A 14,503-nucleotide genomic window follows, 5' to 3' on the forward strand; every position below is an offset into this window, starting at 1 on the left:
GGCTAGCTTGAAGCGGTCGTGAACGGGCCATCACCCGGCTGGGAGGACAGGAGTGGTCGAACAGGCGTCGGCCTGGGTGGAGTCACCGCTCCAGATGCTGTGCGCCGTCGAGGCCCATTACGCGGGCGTGCTCGGCCCCGAGACGGTGGTCGTGCCGCGCGCCGGTCTGAGGCCGTTGAAGGCCACGCGTCGGGAGCTGAGGTCTCTGGGGCTGCCCGACGGCCTGGAGCTGGCGGAGCCGCGTGAGCGCATGCCCAGGCGCGTGCAGGCCGTCGGTGACGCCTTCTCCGGCAGGGTGCAGGTGCGCTGGCTCACCTCGCGTCCCGGACGCATCGTCATCGTGGACGACGGGCTGGCCACGCTCCGGCTGCTGGAGCTGCTGGCCGCGGGGCCGTACCGGCCGCTGCTGCGGGCCAGGGCCCAGCCGACCAAGCTGCGCTCCGTGCTGGGCCTGGCGGCCGCGCTGCGGCTGCGCCTGAGCGACGTGTCGGTCTTCACCGCCCTGCCCGTGGACGAGGCCCTGGCGGACGGTGTACGGCAGGCCGGGATCAACCTGGTACGCCACCAGTTCGACTGGCTGCGTGCCCAGCCGCCCAGCGCGGAGGGGCCCGCGGAGCGCACGGTCGTCCTCGGCACCTCGCTCGTCCGCAACGGGCTCGTGCACCGCGACCACTACCTGCGCTGGCTGACGGACCTGGCGGCCCAGGAGCCGCTCGCGTACTACCCGCACCGCCGCGAGGACCCCGTGGACGTGGCCCTGATCAGGGAGCGCCCCGGCATCACCGTGCACGACGTGGGCGCGCCGGCCGAGCTGACGCTGCGCGGCCTGGACGCGGGCCAGCGCGTGCTCAGCCTGCCCTCGACCGCGATCACCTCGCTGCGGGTGCTGCTCAGCCCGCGCGGTGTCGCCGTGGAGCCCGTGGACGTTCCTGACGACTGGTGGACCAGCAGGGCGGCCCCCGCCCTTCGCTCGCATCTGACAGGAGTGTCCGGTTGAAAGTGTTGGCGGTCGCCGACTCCGACTCGTATCTGAAGTGGGCGGCCTGCCTGCTCGGCGACCTTCCCCCCGGCGACACGGCGGAGCTCGTGGTGGTGCGCACGCCGATCGCGCCGTCGCCGGAGCAGATCGCCGCCGCCGTGGGCGGTCTGGAGCCGCCGCCGGTGGTGTCGGCGCGGTCCGTGCGGCGGCTGGCCGAGCGCATGCGCCCGGACGTGGTGCTGGTGGCCTGCACGGGCCCGGTGGTGGACGTGCTGGTGGCCGACGTGCTCGGCGACCTGCGGCCGCGGCCGGTGTTCGTGAGCGGGCTGCCGGGCATCTCGGTGCCGGCGACGGAGAAGGCGTGGTTGTTCCGCAGCGGGTGCGACCTGTTCGTGGTGCACAGCGAGCGTGAGGTGGCCGAGTTCTCGGAGATCGCCGGCCGGCTCGGCGGGGGAGGGGCGGTGGGGCTGGCCAGGCTGCCGTTCCTGCGCTCCGACGTGGTCGCCGGGGGCGGGAACCGGGTCGTGTTCGCCACCCAGGCCAAGGTGCCGCGGGAGCGCCAGGACCGCGAGCGGATCCTGCTGGCGCTGGCCGAGCTGGCCCGGCTGCGGCCCGAGCTGGACGTGGTGGTCAAGCTGCGGGCCCTTGAGGACGAGCGGCAGACGCACAACGAGCGCCACCACTACCAGCGGCTGTGGCGGGAGATGGGCGAGCCGGGGCGGGTGGAGTTCGCGGCGGGGTCGATGCACGACCAGCTCGAACGGGCGGCCGGGTTCGTCACGGTGAGCTCGACGGCGGCGCTGGAGGCGATCGCGCTGGGCGTGCCGTCGCTGGTGCTGGAGGACTTCGGCGTCAGCGCCGAGATGATCAACCTGGTGTTCGAGGGCAGCGGGCTGCTGGGCACGCTCGACGACCTGGCGAAGGGCGGCTTCCGGGCGGCCTCTCCCGAGTGGTGCGAGGCCAACTACTTCCACCCGCCGGCGCACAACGACTGGGCCGGGCGGCTGGCCGGGCTGGTGGCGGGCGGGCCGCGCGTACCGGTCCGATCGCTGCTGGACGGGCCGGAGCACGCGGCGGCGCGGCGGCGGGCCAGGCTGCGGGTGGAGGTGCATCCGTCGATGCTGCGGGCCGGCTACCGGGCCAAGCGCCGCATGCGCCGCTACCTCAAGGCCCTCGGCTGACCGCCGCCCTCCCGACCCGGCGAGCCCACCGCCCCACCTGAGCGGCACGCCCGTCCCTCCGAGGGACCGCTTGAGGTGCGGCTCACGCGCGCCCGTTTCCCCGAAGGACCGCCTGGGGCGCGGCCATTCGCGCTCCTTTCCCCCGAAAGGACCGCAACCCCGGACGGCGGGAGAGGGTCCCTCCCGTCGCCCGGGGTTGCGGTCCCCTGGGAAGCGCGGTGGCCGGAGACCTCACGCAGAAAGGCCGCAACCCCGGAGTCGGGGTTGCGGCCTTTCGGGGGAGAGACGTCAGATCGCCGAGCGGATCTTCCGGCGCAGCCGGGTGAGCGCCGTGGGGCGGGCCACCAGGCCGAGGGTCTCCAGGCGCTTGCGCTTGAAGTAGCGGGAGTCGAACTCGATGCTCGCCGGCCGCAGCTCCGGGTACGTCTCGGCCTGCATGCAGTAGCCCACCGCCCGGACGAGCCCGCGCAGGTCCACCGCCGTCGGGTGCTCGATGCCGCCGTCCGGAGACAGCCGGGGCAGCAGCGCGTCCACGATCGTGACGGGGATCCGGTTGCTGTTCTCGTACGGCGCCAGCCGGTCGAGCACCATCTCCGTGCCGTACGCGGCCACCTGCAGCCCGAAGTAGCGCTGCGCGGTCAGCAGCCCGGTCGAGAAGCAGCCCACGACGAGTTCGGGCCGCAGTGCCGCGAAGCACACCTCGGCGGGCACGCTCTCGGCGGCCACCGACAGCCGTACACCCAGGGGCTCGGCCGCGGCCCGCAGGAGCTGGGCGTGCCGCCGCCCGGCGGCCGGGTGCGGCTTGAAGACGATGTCGGTGTAGCCGCGCGCGGCCAGGGCCTTGAGCATCGTCTCGTGCAGCGCCGCCTCCTCCTCCGGGGTGACGATCTCCAGGGCCGACAGGTACTGGCCGAGGATCATCGCCTGCCCGGGCAGCATGTCGGGGGCGGTGGCGGTGACCTCGTGCACGACCGACATGAACCGCTCGTCCGGCAGGATCGAGGGTGCGACGTCGTACTCGCTGAGCAGCAGCGGGGTCAGGCCCGGCACGAGGTCCAGGTGGAACAGGCGGCCGATGCGGCGGTAGATCTCCGCCGGCAGCGGGTCGCGGGTGGGGCCGTAGCTCATCAGGCCGTCGGAGTAGACGGTGATCGGGCAGTCGCGCACCAGCCCGGCGATGGTCCGGGCCGGGGGCACCGCGATGGACTCCAGCACCAGCTCCTCGACCCCGTCCAGGCCCCAGACGGAGCCGATGAGGCGCTCCATCATCGGCACCTCGATGACGCGGGCGCGCCAGTCGGAGGGGTGCAGCGGCGCGATGAGGTCGTTCCACGAGTGCACCGCGTCGAAGCGCGAGCGCAGCACGGCGAAGCCGGGCGACCTGTCGAGCGGCGCCGTCACCTCGGGGATGGCCGCGTTGTTCGACACGATCAGGACGCGGCGCCCGTCGCCGAAGCGGCCGTCGTCGATGGCGGCGGCCAGCGACATCGCGCCGAACAGCGTCGAGGCGTAGAAGACCTTCACTATGTCTCCTCCCGGTCGCGGCGGACCCGGACGTGCGGGCTGGGCGGCAGGTCGGGCACCAGGGCCCGCAGCGTGGTCTCGCGTTCGACGGACATGCGCGCCACCGACTCCGACACCAGCTCGGCGGGCAGGGCGCGCACCATGTGGGCGCCGCGCTCCTCGAAGCGGGAGCGCAGCGCCGGGGTGAACCGGTCGGCGATCTCCAGGTGGTGGGCGAGCAGCGCGCAGAAGTTCCGCACCGCCTTGGGCAGGAACTCCGGCTCGAGATCCTTGAACACCAGGTCGAACGCGTCGAAGAAGTGCAGCTGGCGTTCGTCGCCGACCTGGGTCAGCGACCCGGACACCAGGCGGCGGTAGAACACCCCGGCCAGCGACACCACCGCGAACGTGGCGGCCTCCCGGTGCAGGCGCCAGATCCACGGCCGGTCCTCGGCGGTGTGCAGGGAGCCGGGGAAGTGCAGCAGGTCGCGAAGGGAGCGCCGGTAGATCCCGGCCCACGCGTACGGGTAGTCGACCATGGTCCGCACGCCGGCGGGCAGGATCGCCTCCCGTGGGTCGAGCACCACGCCCCTCCGCGCCATGGGGGCGCGGTGCACGACCCGTTTGCGGCCCTCGACCTGCACGTGGTCGGCGCGTACGAAGTCGCAGCCGAGCCCGTCGATCGCCTCGACGAGCCGTGCCAGGTAGCCCGGGGCGAGCCAGTCGTCGGCGTCCATGAACGTGACGTACCGGCCGGAGGCGGCCGACAGGCCCGTGTTGCGGGCGTCGGCCAGCCCGACGGGGGCCGGGTTGCGCAGCATGGTCAGCCCGGGCAGGTCGCGGGTGAAGTCGTCGACGATGTCCGCGGTGGCGTCCGTGGACCCGTCGTTGACGACGATGAACTCGAAGTCGTGCCGGGCGTTGCGGCAGAGCGACGACAGTGTGTCGGCGATGTACTTCTCGCCGTTCAGCACCGGCACGACGACCGAGAGAGTGATCAAGAGTGGTTTCTCCAGAGTGCGGACGAGGTCAGACGGTCACCCGGCGCAGGCGGGCCTTGGGAGCCTCCTCGCCGGGGAAGACGCGCTTGACGCCGTCGCCCATGGCCTGCTCGATGATGCGGATGTCACGGACGAGGTGCTCGAGGCCGGCCGGCTCCAGCGAGGCGGCGTGGTCGGAGCCCCACATGGTGCGGTCGAGCGTGATGTGCCGCTCCACGGTGACCGCGCCGAGCGTGACCGCGGCCAGGGAGATCTGCAGGCCGCGCTCGTGGCCGGAGTAACCGACGGGCACGCCGTAGCGCTCCTTGAGCGTGGTGATCGTGCGCAGGTTCGCCTCTTCCGGCGGCAGCGGGTACGTGGACGTCGCGTGCATCATGATCAGCTTGTCGGTGCCGAGGATCTCGACGGCCGCGTCGATCTCCGACAGCGTGGACATGCCGGTGGACAGGATGATCGGCTTGCCGGTGGCGGCCAGGACCCGCAGCAGCTCGTGGTCGGCGACGCTGGCCGAGGCCACCTTGTGGACGAGGACGTCCATCTCCTCCAGGAACTCCACGGAGGGCACGTCCCACGGCGAGGCGAACCAGTGCAGGCCACGCTCGTCGCAGTATTTCGCGATCTGCCGGTACTCGTCGTAGCCGAACTCGGTCCGCTCCTTGTACTCCAGGTACGTCATCTCGCCCCACGGCGTCTGCCTGATCTGGCCCTTCTGCTCCTCGGGCACGCAGATCGCGGGGGTGCGCTTCTGGAACTTGACCGCCTGGCAACCGGCCTCGGCCGCCACGTCGATGAGGCGGCGGGCGATGTCGATGTCGCCGTTGTGGTTGATGCCGATCTCGCCGATCACGTACACGGGCTCGCCGTTGCCGACCAGGACGTCGCCGATCGCGACGGGGCCGAGCCTGGGCCGCGTGCGGACCTCGGCGGCGGGCGGCTCGGGCCGGGCGGCCACGACGCGGTCGCACAGCTCGCGCACGGCGCCGGACCCGCCGGCCCTGGTCAGCACGACCCTGGCGGCGGCGCGCACGCGCGGGTGGGCGTCGGGGGTGGCGATGGCCCAGCCGACCTCGCCCATCGGGCCCAGGTCGTTGACGTCGTTGCCGACGTAGGCGACGCGGGCCGGGTCGAGGCCCTCGATGGTCAGCCAGTCGCGCAGCACGGTCCGCTTCTCGGCCAGGCCCTGCAGCACGGGGACGCCGAGCTTGCGGGCGCGGGCGGCCACCACCGGGTTGTGCTCGGTGGACATGACCAGCACCTTCACCCCGGACCGCTTCAGCAGCGCGATGCCCATCCCGTCGGAGCGGCTGACGAGCACCATCTCACGGCCGTCGGAGTCGACGTAGGCGCGGTCGTCGGTGTGCACGCCGTCGAAGTCGGTGATGACGGCGTCCACGTCGATCGGCTCGGGCTCGTCGATGAACGGGGCGAGCGCGCGCACCAGCTCCAGGTCATCCGGGTTGTCGATCTCGACGGCGTGCTTGGGCGACACCTGCTGGACGGCGACCTGGCCGAAGAAGCGGTGGCCGTGCTCGCGCAGGCCGGAGGTGCGCATGACGTAGAAGGCGCCGTTCTCGCGGAACTCGGGGTCGCGGTCCTGGCGGCGCTGCCGGACGGCGGGGTCGTGGTTGATGCCGCCTCCGGCGGCGGTCCACAGGAACTCGTGCGTCGGCAGCCCCGACACGACCGAGTCGGCCTCCCCGTCCAGCACCTTGCGTACGGCCTCGGACAGGTTCTCCGGGTCGATGAACGCGCTGGTGCACTGCACCAGCACGACGACCTCGGGGTCCTCGCCGAGGGCGTCGAGCGCGTGCAGGACCGCCGACTCGCTGGAGGCGGTCGCGCCGCTCAGCTCCTCGGGCCGCTCCACGACGATCGCCCCCGCCTCACGGGCGGTCTCGGCGATGCCCGCGTGGTCGGTGCTGACCACGACCTGGTCCACGAGCTCGGCCCGCCGGGCGGCCCGTACCGCTCGGGTGACCAGCGGGACGCCGCCGACCAGGGCGAGGTTCTTCAGGGGTACGCCCGCCGAACCTCCGCGGGCGGGAACTACGGCCAGGACTCGCAAGATCTGTCTCCTCAGTGCATCGGACTGCACCAGAAGCTAGAGGCCCGGATTGAACGGCCAGCGTCACCATCATTAACTTTCCATGGGGATCCGGTAGAGGAGTTCTGGCCGGCCGACTCCTCCGTATTGCGGGATGCGGGCCGCCACCCCCAGCTCGACCAGGTATTCCAGGTAGCGGCGGGCCGTCACGCGGGACACTCCGATCGCGTCGGCCACGGCTTGGGCGGCCATGCCCTCGGGGCTGTCGCGCAGCTTCGCGGCGACCGTGTCGAGGGTGTCGCGCGCCATGCCCTTCGGCAGCTCTGAGCTGCCCCGAAGGGTGCCGAGGACCCGGTCCACGTCCCCTTGTCCGACGGCCAGGCCCGCCTCGTCCTTGAACCGGGCGTAACGCGTCAGCTTTTCGGAGAGTGTCGCGTAGGTGAACGGTTTGAGCAGGTACTGGGAGATGCCGAGGGAGACCGCGGAGCGCACCATGGCCAGGTCGCGGGCCGAGGTGACGGCGATCACGTCGCACATGAGCCCGCCCGCGCGGATCGCCCGGCACACCTCCAGCCCGTGCATGTCCGGCAGGTACAGGTCGAGCAGGACGAGGTCCACGGGGTTGCCGCGCAGGAACCGCAGGGCCGCGCCGCCGGTCCTGACCACGCCGGCCACCTCGAAGCCCGGGGTCCGCTCGATGTAGATGCGGTTGGCCTCGGCCGTGATCTCCTCGTCCTCCACGACGAGCACGGATATCTTCGCGCCCGATCCCGGCGCCGAGATGGTCATCGCACCCGCTCCGGTACCGGCAGCCGCACGGTGAACACCGAGCCCTTCACGTCGATGGTGCCGCCCAGCCGCCGCACCGCCTGCCCCACCAGCGCCAGCCCCAGCCCGCGCCCGTCGCCCTTGGTGGTCCAGCCCTTCGCGAACGCCTGCGGGTCGGCCGGCCCGGGGCCGTTGTCGGCGACCCTGATGAGGACCTCGCCGCCGCCCGCGCTGAGATGGACCTCCACCCGGGAGGCCGCCTCGATGGCGTTGTCGATCAGGTTGCCCACGATGGTGACGAGCTCGCGCGGGTCGAGGCCCAGGTCGTCGAGCTCGCTGTCCTGGCTGATCACGAGTTCGGCGCCGCGTTCGGCGGCCTCGGCGCTCTTGCCGAGCAGCAGCGCGGCGAGCACCGGCTCGCGTACCGCGCCGACCACCCGGTCGGTCAGCTCCTGCGCGGCGCGCAGCTCCGCCGTGCCGAGCGCCACGGCCTGTTCGGTACGGCCCAGCTCCACCAGCGTGATGACGGTGTGCAGCCGGTTGGCGGCCTCGTGGGCGGCCGAGCGCAGCGAGTCGGCGAAGTCCCGCTCGGCGTTGAGCTGCCCGGTCAGCGCCTGGAGTTCGGTGTGGTCGCGCACGGTCACGACGGTGCCGAGCCGGCTGGCGGCGCTGTTGACCGCGAGGACGCGGTCGCCGACCAGGTGGACGCGCTCGTCGTCGTCGGCCAGCACCTCCGAGAGGCCGAGTTCGTCCACGTGCCGTCCTTCGGCGTCGGCGGGCAGGCCGAGCAGCATCCTGGCGGCGTCGTTGCAGAGCGTCAGCGTGCCGTCCTTGCCCACCAGCAGCAGGCCCTCCCGGACGGCGTGCAGGACGGCGTCGTGGTGCTCGTGGATGCGGCCCAGCTCCACCGGGCCGAGGCCGTGCGTCTGGCGGCGCAGCCGCGCGGTGACCAGCCAGGTGCCGGCGGCGCCCAGCGAGAGCGCGAGCGCGACGATGAGGCCGCCCCAGGCGAGCTGGTCGCGGACCCTGGCGCTGATCTTGTTGATCGTGATGCCCGCGCTGACCAGCGCCCGGACCCGGCCGTCCGACATGACGGGGGTCACCACCCGCCTGGACTCGCCGAGTGTGCCGGTGTAGGTCTCGGTGAACGTCTCGCCCGCCAGCGCCCGCTCGGTGTGGCCGAGGTAGTGCTTGCCGATCTCGGCGGGGTTCGGGTGGGTGTAGCGGGTGCCGTCGGGTTTCATGATGGTGATGAAGTCGACGCCCGTCTGGTGGCGTACCTGCTCGGCGTACGGCTGCAGCCGTACGGACGGGTTCGGGTCGTCGAGGGCGGCCAGCACGCTGGGCGAGGCGGCCACGCTCACCGCGACGGCCCTGGCCTTGCTGCTCGCCTCGTCGGTGAGCAGCTCGTGCGCCTGCACGAGCGCGAGCACCGCGAGGCCCGCCACCGTGACGGCGACCACGAGCAGCTGCAGGACCAGCATCTGGCCCGCCAGGCTCCAGCGCCGCATCTGACATCTCCCCTGTGAACGAAACTTACTCAATGGTGACCTATGTCACTGTGAGGCGCATACTCGGGCGTCTAGAAGGTCATTTCCATCACCGCTGGAGAGCCCCCCATGCGTGATCGCACTCGCTACCTCTATCTGGCCGTCATCGGGGCGGTCCTACTCGGCATCCTGGTCGGATTCGTCTGGCCGGACGTGGGCAAGGAGCTCAAACCGCTCGGCACCGGCTTCGTCGCGCTCATCCAGATGGTGATCGGGCCGATCATCTTCTGCACGATCGTGCTGGGCATCGGCTCGGTACGCCAGGCGGCCAAGGTCGGCAAGGTCGGCGGCCTCGCGCTCGGCTACTTCATCGTCATGTCCACGGTAGCCCTGCTCATCGGCCTGCTGGTCGGCAACGTCATCGACCCGGGTTCGGGGCTGCACCTCAGCGACGCCGCCAAGCAGGCCGCGGAGGCGCAGGCGGCCAAGGGCGGCGAGTCCACCACGGTCGACTTCCTGCTCGGCATCATCCCGAAGACGCTGGTGTCCTCGCTCACCGGCGGCTCGGTGCTGCAGGCGCTGCTCGTGGCGCTGCTGGCCGGGTTCGCGATCCAGGCCATGGGCGCCAAGGGCGAGCCGATCCTGCGCACCATCGAGCACTTCCAGCGGCTGACGTTCCGCATCCTCGCCATGATCATGTGGGCCGCGCCCGTCGGCGCGTTCGGCGCGATCGCCGCTGTCGTCGGGGAGACCGGGCTCGAGGCGCTCAAGAGCCTGGCGATCATCATGGTCGCCTTCTACATCACGTGCCTGCTGTTCGTCGGCGTCGTGCTCGGCTCGATCCTGTGGCTGGTCGCCCGGATCAACCTGTGGTCGCTGCTGAAGTACCTGGGCCGCGAGTTCCTGCTCATCCTGTCCACCTCCTCGTCGGAGACGGCGCTGCCCAGGCTCATCGCCAAGATGGAGCACCTGGGTGTGAGCAAGACCGTGGCCGGCATCACCGTGCCGACCGGCTACTCCTTCAACCTCGACGGCACCGCGATCTACCTGACCATGGCCACGCTGTTCATCGCCGAGGCCACCGGGGCGCCGCTGCAGTTCGGTGAGCAGATCGCGCTGCTGCTGTTCATGATGATCGCCTCCAAGGGCGCCGCGGGCGTGACCGGGGCCGGGCTGGCCACGCTGGCCGGCGGGCTGCAGGCGCACCGTCCCGCGCTGGTCGACGGCGTCGGCCTCATCGTGGGCATCGACCGCTTCATGTCCGAGGCCAGGGCGCTGACGAACTTCGCCGGCAACTCCGTCGCCACCGTGCTGGTCGCCGTCTGGACCGGCGACTTCGACCGGGAGCGCGCGAATGAGGTGCTCGCCGGGAACGCCCCGTTCGACGAGGCCACGCTGCTGGACGAGGACGACGACAACCGCCCCGGTCCCGACGAGTCGGGCGACCGGGAACTGTCGAAGGTCTAGAGCTTGCGGGCGATGCCCGCGTAGCCCAACCGCGACATGTCCGCGTCGAGGAAGATCGGGATGTCGCGATCGATGTACGGCCACCCGAGCTCCGGCCCGATGCCGTTGGCGAGGTGGCCGGGCGGGATGAACTCGAAGTCACCGAAGAAGGCCGCGATCTCCTTGCCGGGTCGCGGCCTGAACGGCATGTTGGCCCGCTGGTAGAACTCGACCACCCGGTCCGTCAGCGCCGAGTGGGAGTCGCTGCCCACGTGCGAGATGGCCAGATAGCTGCCCGGCGCCATCGCCTCGCGGTAGCCGGCCACGAACGTGCTCGGGTCGTCCTCGTCGGGGATCAGATGCAGGATGAACATCATCAGTACGGCCACTGGCCGCTCGAAGTCCAGGAGCGCGCGCACTTCGGGGTTGGCCAGGATCTCCTTCGGCCGGCGCACGTCGCCCAGCACCATGGCCACCCGGTCCGGGTCGGCCAGCAGGGCCCTGCCGTGCGTGGCCACCACCGGGTCGTTGTCCACGTAGACCACGCGGGCATCGGGGGTGTGGCGGAGCGCGACCTCGTGCACGTTCTCCTGCGCCGGCAGGCCGGAGCCGAGGTCAAGGAACTGCGTGATGCCCTGTTCGCACAGGTAACGCACAAACCGGCCAATGAGCGCCCGGTTCTCCCTGGTGCCTTCACGGGTTTCGGGAACCGCGCTCAGAACCAGTTCGGCCAGATCCCTGTCGGCCTGGAAATTGTCCTTGCCACCCAGGAAGTAGTCGTACATGCGCGCCGCGTTAGGGATGTGAGGGTCGACGCCCTGCGGCGCTTGTTCCGTCATGACACCATGATCTATGACTTGACCACCGGAAATCTACGAAAAGCGGTCAAACGGCTGGAAGTCTCAACACAAATCGCGCCCCGCCCACACGGTCCTCAACGGTGATCTGGCCCCCATGAGCCACCACGACGTCACGCGCGATGGCCAGGCCCAGGCCCGTTCCGCCGGCGTCGCGGCTGCGGGCGGCGTCCAGGCGGGTGAAGCGCTGGAAGATGCGCTCGCGATCCTCCTCGGCGATCTCCACGCCGTCGTTCTCGACCGCCAGCAGCGCCGTGTGCTCGCCCTCCCTGCGGACCTCGACCTGGACCGTGTGCTCGGCGTGGCGCTGGGCGTTGTCCAGCAGGTTCGTCAGCACCCTGGCGAGCTGGAGCCGTACGCCCTCGACCACCACCCCCTCGGTCAGTTCCACGTGCACGGGCACCTTGTCGCAGCGCACGGACAGCTCCTGGCGCACCAGCTCGGCGAGGTCCACCCGCTCCTTGACCACGTCCACCCGGGAGCCGATCCTGGCCAGCAGCAGCAGGTCGGTGATGATGGCCTCCAGGCGGTCGGTGTCGCGCAGCGCGCTGTCCACCAGCGCCTCGACGTCGGTGTCGTCGGGATAGAGCTGGGCGCTCTCCAGCTGGGCGCGCAGGCCCGCGATGGGGGTGCGCAGCTCGTGCGAGGCGTCGGAGGCGAACTGGCGCTGCTGCTGGGCCGAGCGTTCCAGCCGGGCCAGCGTGCCGTTGACGGATCTGGCGAGCTGGGACACCTCGTCCGCGCCCGGCGGCTGCGTGACGCGCCGGCTCAGGTCGCCCGCGTGGACGGCGTCCAGCTCGGCCCGCAGGGTCGCCACCGGTCTCAGCGCGCGTCCCGTGACCAGCCACGTGGCCCACGAGGCCAGCCCGATGAGCACCCCGACCTCGATGAACACCACGACTTCCAGGCCGCGGTTGGCCAGCAGGTCGGGCGTGCTGCGGCCCGCGTAGACCACGGGGGAGTCGGCGAACAGGCTCACCCGGACGGCCGTGACGTGGATGCACTCGGTCGGCAGGCAGTTCATCACGCTGACCACCCGGTTCTCGGGCGTGGGGCGGATGTCGCTGAGCGGCGGCAGGTTCCTGGCCGCGTCGCTGCTGGCCAGGATCTGCCCGTTGGGGCCGACGACCTGGATCAGGTCCACCGGCGGGTTGGGCACCGGGATGGCGGCGCCCATGGGCAGCGCGCCGCCGCGCATCTCGTACGCGATCCGCTCGGCCGTGTCCCGGGTGTCGCGGAAGACGCTGGCCGTCATCAGCGATCTGGCGGTGATCACCCCGGCGACGGCCACGGGGATGAGCACGAGGGCGGCTACAGCCGTCGCGATGAGGGTGACGCGTCCGCGCAGGGATCTGGCCCACCAGGGTGGCACCCTGTGAGGTTACCGAGCGTGATTACCGACATTTGCCGCGTTAAGGGAAAGATTCCCCCAACCCGGGGCCGGATCCGGTCAGCGCTGGATCCAGACCGCGGTGTCCGGCGGGATGGCTCCGTCCTCGGCCAGCGGGCCGCTGGACAGCAGCACCTCGCCGCCCAGGTCGACCCGTACCGGCTCCTCGCCCGTGTTGAGCACCACGACCAGCCCCGGGTCGCGCTCGATGGCCAGCACGTCCTTGGGGGAGTCGAGCCACGTCACGGTGCCGCCGCCGAGCGCCGGGTGCTCCCTGCGGAGCTTCAGCGCGGCGCGGTAGAGGTTCAGGGTGGAGGCGGGGTCGTGCTCCTGGGCCTCGGCCGACAGCGGTCCCCACGAGGCGGGGATCGGCAGCCACGGGTCGCGCCAGCCGAAGTCGCCGGAGGCGGTCCACGGGATCGGCACCCGGCAGCCGTCGCGGCTCTCTCCGGTGCGCCGGAAGGCCGGGTCCTGGCGCAGCTCGTCCGGCAGGTCGAGCACCTCGGGCAGGCCCAGCTCCTCGCCGTTGTAGAGGTAGGCCGAGCCGGGCAGGGCCAGCATGAGCAGCGTGGCCGCCCGGGCGCGGGCCAGGCCGCCGTGGCGGGTGACGTGGCGGGGCTTGTCGTGGTTCGACAGCACCCACGTGGTGGGCGCGCCGACCAGCTCCGACTCCTTCAGCGCCTTCTCGATGACGGTACGGAACGACTTGGCGTGGAAGTCGGCCATCATGAACTCGAACGAGAACGCCTGGTGCAGCTCGTCGGGCCCGACGTAGCGGGCCAGCCGCTCGGGGGAGGACACCCACGCCTCGGCCACCGCCATCCGGCCGCCGGGGTAGGAGTCGAGGATCGGCCGCCACTCGCGGTAGATCTCGTGCACGCCGTCCTGGTCGAAGTACGGGAGCTGCTCGTCGCCGAGCATCTCGGCCTGGCGGCCCTCCTTCGGCCCCACGTCGGGCAGCCCGGCGGCCTTGATCATGCCGTGCGCCACGTCGACCCTGAAGCCGTCCACGCCCCGGTCGAGCCAGAAGCGCAGGATGTCGCGGAACTCGGCGCGCACGTCCGGGTTCTCCCAGTTGAGGTCCGGCTGCTCGGGGGCGAACAGGTGCAGGTACCACTGCCCGTCCGCCGCCTGCGTCCAGGCGGGGCCGCCGAAGATCGACTCCCAGTCGTTGGGCTCGTCGCGGAAGATGTAGCGGTCGCGCAGCCCGGCCTGGAACCAGGGGTGCCGGTCGGAGGAGTGGTTCGGCACCAGGTCCACGATGACCCTGATGCCCTTGTCGTGGGCGTCGGCGATGAGAGCGTCGAAGTCGGCGAGCGTGCCGAACATGGGGTCCACGTCCCGGTAGTCGGCCACGTCGTAGCCGCCGTCGGCCATGGGGGAGGTGTAGAAGGGGCTCAGCCAGAGGGCGTCCACGCCCAGGTCGGCGAGGTAGCCGAGGCGGTCGCGCACGCCGGCGAGGTCGCCCATGCCATCGCCGTCCGCGTCGGCGAAGCTGCGCGGGTAGACCTGGTACACGACGGCGTCACGCCACCAGTCGTCGTTGCCGAGCATGGCTGTCCTTCCCTGGATGCCCGAGATGTCCCGTGAGGTTGTGGTGAAGGATGTCGCGATCGTTCGGCCGGGGTCAAGCGCAACTTGCGGAAAGTTGCATACGTCACCCTGACCCGCCCGTACTCCTGCCTGAAGCCGCTTGCGGGAGGCGCTTTCGCGGGGTTCGGTGAGGATCACGTAACGCTCTTTCGCAAGTTCTTCCAATTCTTGCAAAGAGCCGCTAACGTCCCGGAAACGTTAGAGCTTTCTTCCGGCGGCGCTCGCGTGGCACCGCCGTTCCTGCGTGACCT

Annotated in this window: 11 protein-coding genes; 3 read left to right on the forward strand and 8 right to left on the reverse strand. The window is 71.3% G+C overall.

The window, feature by feature from the left end:
- The first annotated feature begins 52 nt into the window (after positions 1 to 52).
- A complete protein-coding gene (locus tag ACIHFD_RS30940) occupies positions 53 to 997 on the forward strand; it encodes a hypothetical protein (protein ID WP_350726835.1) in 945 nt (314 codons plus the stop codon).
- Between the two features lie 2 nt (positions 998 to 999).
- Positions 1,000 to 2,160 (forward strand): DUF6716 putative glycosyltransferase, encoded by a 1,161-nt coding sequence (locus ACIHFD_RS30945; RefSeq protein WP_397370001.1) that lies wholly within the window; start codon positions 1,000 to 1,002, stop codon positions 2,158 to 2,160.
- A gap of 288 nt (positions 2,161 to 2,448) precedes the next feature.
- On the opposite strand, the gene ACIHFD_RS30950 is transcribed toward ACIHFD_RS30945, so the two are convergent.
- The 5 genes from ACIHFD_RS30950 to ACIHFD_RS30970 all read right to left on the reverse strand — a co-directional run bounded on the left by ACIHFD_RS30950 (position 2,449) and on the right by ACIHFD_RS30970 (position 8,987).
- Positions 2,449 to 3,684, reverse strand: a complete 1,236-nt coding sequence (locus tag ACIHFD_RS30950) for a polysialyltransferase family glycosyltransferase (RefSeq protein WP_397369869.1) — start codon at positions 3,682 to 3,684, stop codon at positions 2,449 to 2,451.
- The gene (locus tag ACIHFD_RS30955; RefSeq protein ID WP_397369870.1) at positions 3,684 to 4,664 is read right to left on the reverse strand and encodes a glycosyltransferase family 2 protein; all 981 of its coding nucleotides are present in this window, start codon (positions 4,662 to 4,664) and stop codon (positions 3,684 to 3,686) included. Before ACIHFD_RS30955 ends, ACIHFD_RS30950 begins: the two co-directional genes overlap by 1 nt.
- Before the next feature lie 28 nt (positions 4,665 to 4,692).
- Positions 4,693 to 6,729 carry an N-acetylneuraminate synthase family protein gene (locus tag ACIHFD_RS30960; RefSeq protein ID WP_397369871.1) on the reverse strand — a complete coding sequence of 679 codons (2,037 nt, stop codon included), beginning with the start codon at positions 6,727 to 6,729 and terminating at the stop codon, positions 4,693 to 4,695.
- Positions 6,730 to 6,801: 72 nt separating this feature from the next.
- Positions 6,802 to 7,497 carry a response regulator gene (locus tag ACIHFD_RS30965; RefSeq protein WP_350726843.1) on the reverse strand — a complete coding sequence of 232 codons (696 nt, stop codon included), beginning with the start codon at positions 7,495 to 7,497 and terminating at the stop codon, positions 6,802 to 6,804.
- Positions 7,494 to 8,987 carry an ATP-binding protein gene (locus tag ACIHFD_RS30970; RefSeq protein WP_397369872.1) on the reverse strand — a complete coding sequence of 498 codons (1,494 nt, stop codon included), beginning with the start codon at positions 8,985 to 8,987 and terminating at the stop codon, positions 7,494 to 7,496. The genes ACIHFD_RS30965 and ACIHFD_RS30970 overlap by 4 nt, the downstream gene beginning before the upstream one ends.
- A gap of 108 nt (positions 8,988 to 9,095) precedes the next feature.
- Here ACIHFD_RS30970 and ACIHFD_RS30975 point away from each other — a divergent pair, with 108 nt between their 5' ends.
- The gene (locus ACIHFD_RS30975) at positions 9,096 to 10,433 is read left to right on the forward strand and encodes a cation:dicarboxylate symporter family transporter (RefSeq protein WP_397369873.1); all 1,338 of its coding nucleotides are present in this window, start codon (positions 9,096 to 9,098) and stop codon (positions 10,431 to 10,433) included.
- On the opposite strand, the gene ACIHFD_RS30980 is transcribed toward ACIHFD_RS30975, so the two are convergent.
- From ACIHFD_RS30980 to ACIHFD_RS30990, 3 genes are all read right to left on the reverse strand, one after another.
- Positions 10,430 to 11,251, reverse strand: coding sequence for an SAM-dependent methyltransferase (locus ACIHFD_RS30980; RefSeq protein ID WP_350726849.1), 822 nt, complete (start codon positions 11,249 to 11,251; stop codon positions 10,430 to 10,432). The two genes, ACIHFD_RS30975 and ACIHFD_RS30980, sit on opposite strands and share 4 nt — an antisense overlap.
- Positions 11,252 to 11,297: 46 nt before the next feature.
- Entirely contained in the window at positions 11,298 to 12,641 is a 1,344-nt protein-coding gene (locus tag ACIHFD_RS30985) for a sensor histidine kinase (RefSeq protein ID WP_397369874.1), read from the reverse strand.
- A 78-nt stretch (positions 12,642 to 12,719) separates the two neighbouring features.
- On the reverse strand, positions 12,720 to 14,213 hold the full coding sequence (locus ACIHFD_RS30990) for a glycoside hydrolase family 13 protein (protein ID WP_397369875.1): 1,494 nt from the start codon (positions 14,211 to 14,213) through the stop codon (positions 12,720 to 12,722).
- Positions 14,214 to 14,503 lie beyond the last annotated feature (290 nt).

It is taken from the genome of Nonomuraea sp. NPDC051941, from assembly GCF_044593615.1.

What these genes read in the sequence shown, in the direction of transcription:
- ACIHFD_RS30990 (WP_397369875.1), bottom strand. Translation starts at nt 14,213, where the DNA reads ATGCTCGGCAACGACGACTGGTGGCGTGACGCCGTCGTGTACCAGGTC.
- ACIHFD_RS30975 (WP_397369873.1), top strand. Translation starts at nt 9,096, where the DNA reads ATGCGTGATCGCACTCGCTACCTCTATCTGGCCGTCATCGGGGCGGTC.
- ACIHFD_RS30980 (WP_350726849.1), bottom strand. Translation starts at nt 11,251, where the DNA reads ATGACGGAACAAGCGCCGCAGGGCGTCGACCCTCACATCCCTAACGCG.
- ACIHFD_RS30965 (WP_350726843.1), bottom strand. Translation starts at nt 7,497, where the DNA reads ATGACCATCTCGGCGCCGGGATCGGGCGCGAAGATATCCGTGCTCGTC.
- ACIHFD_RS30970 (WP_397369872.1), bottom strand. Translation starts at nt 8,987, where the DNA reads ATGCGGCGCTGGAGCCTGGCGGGCCAGATGCTGGTCCTGCAGCTGCTC.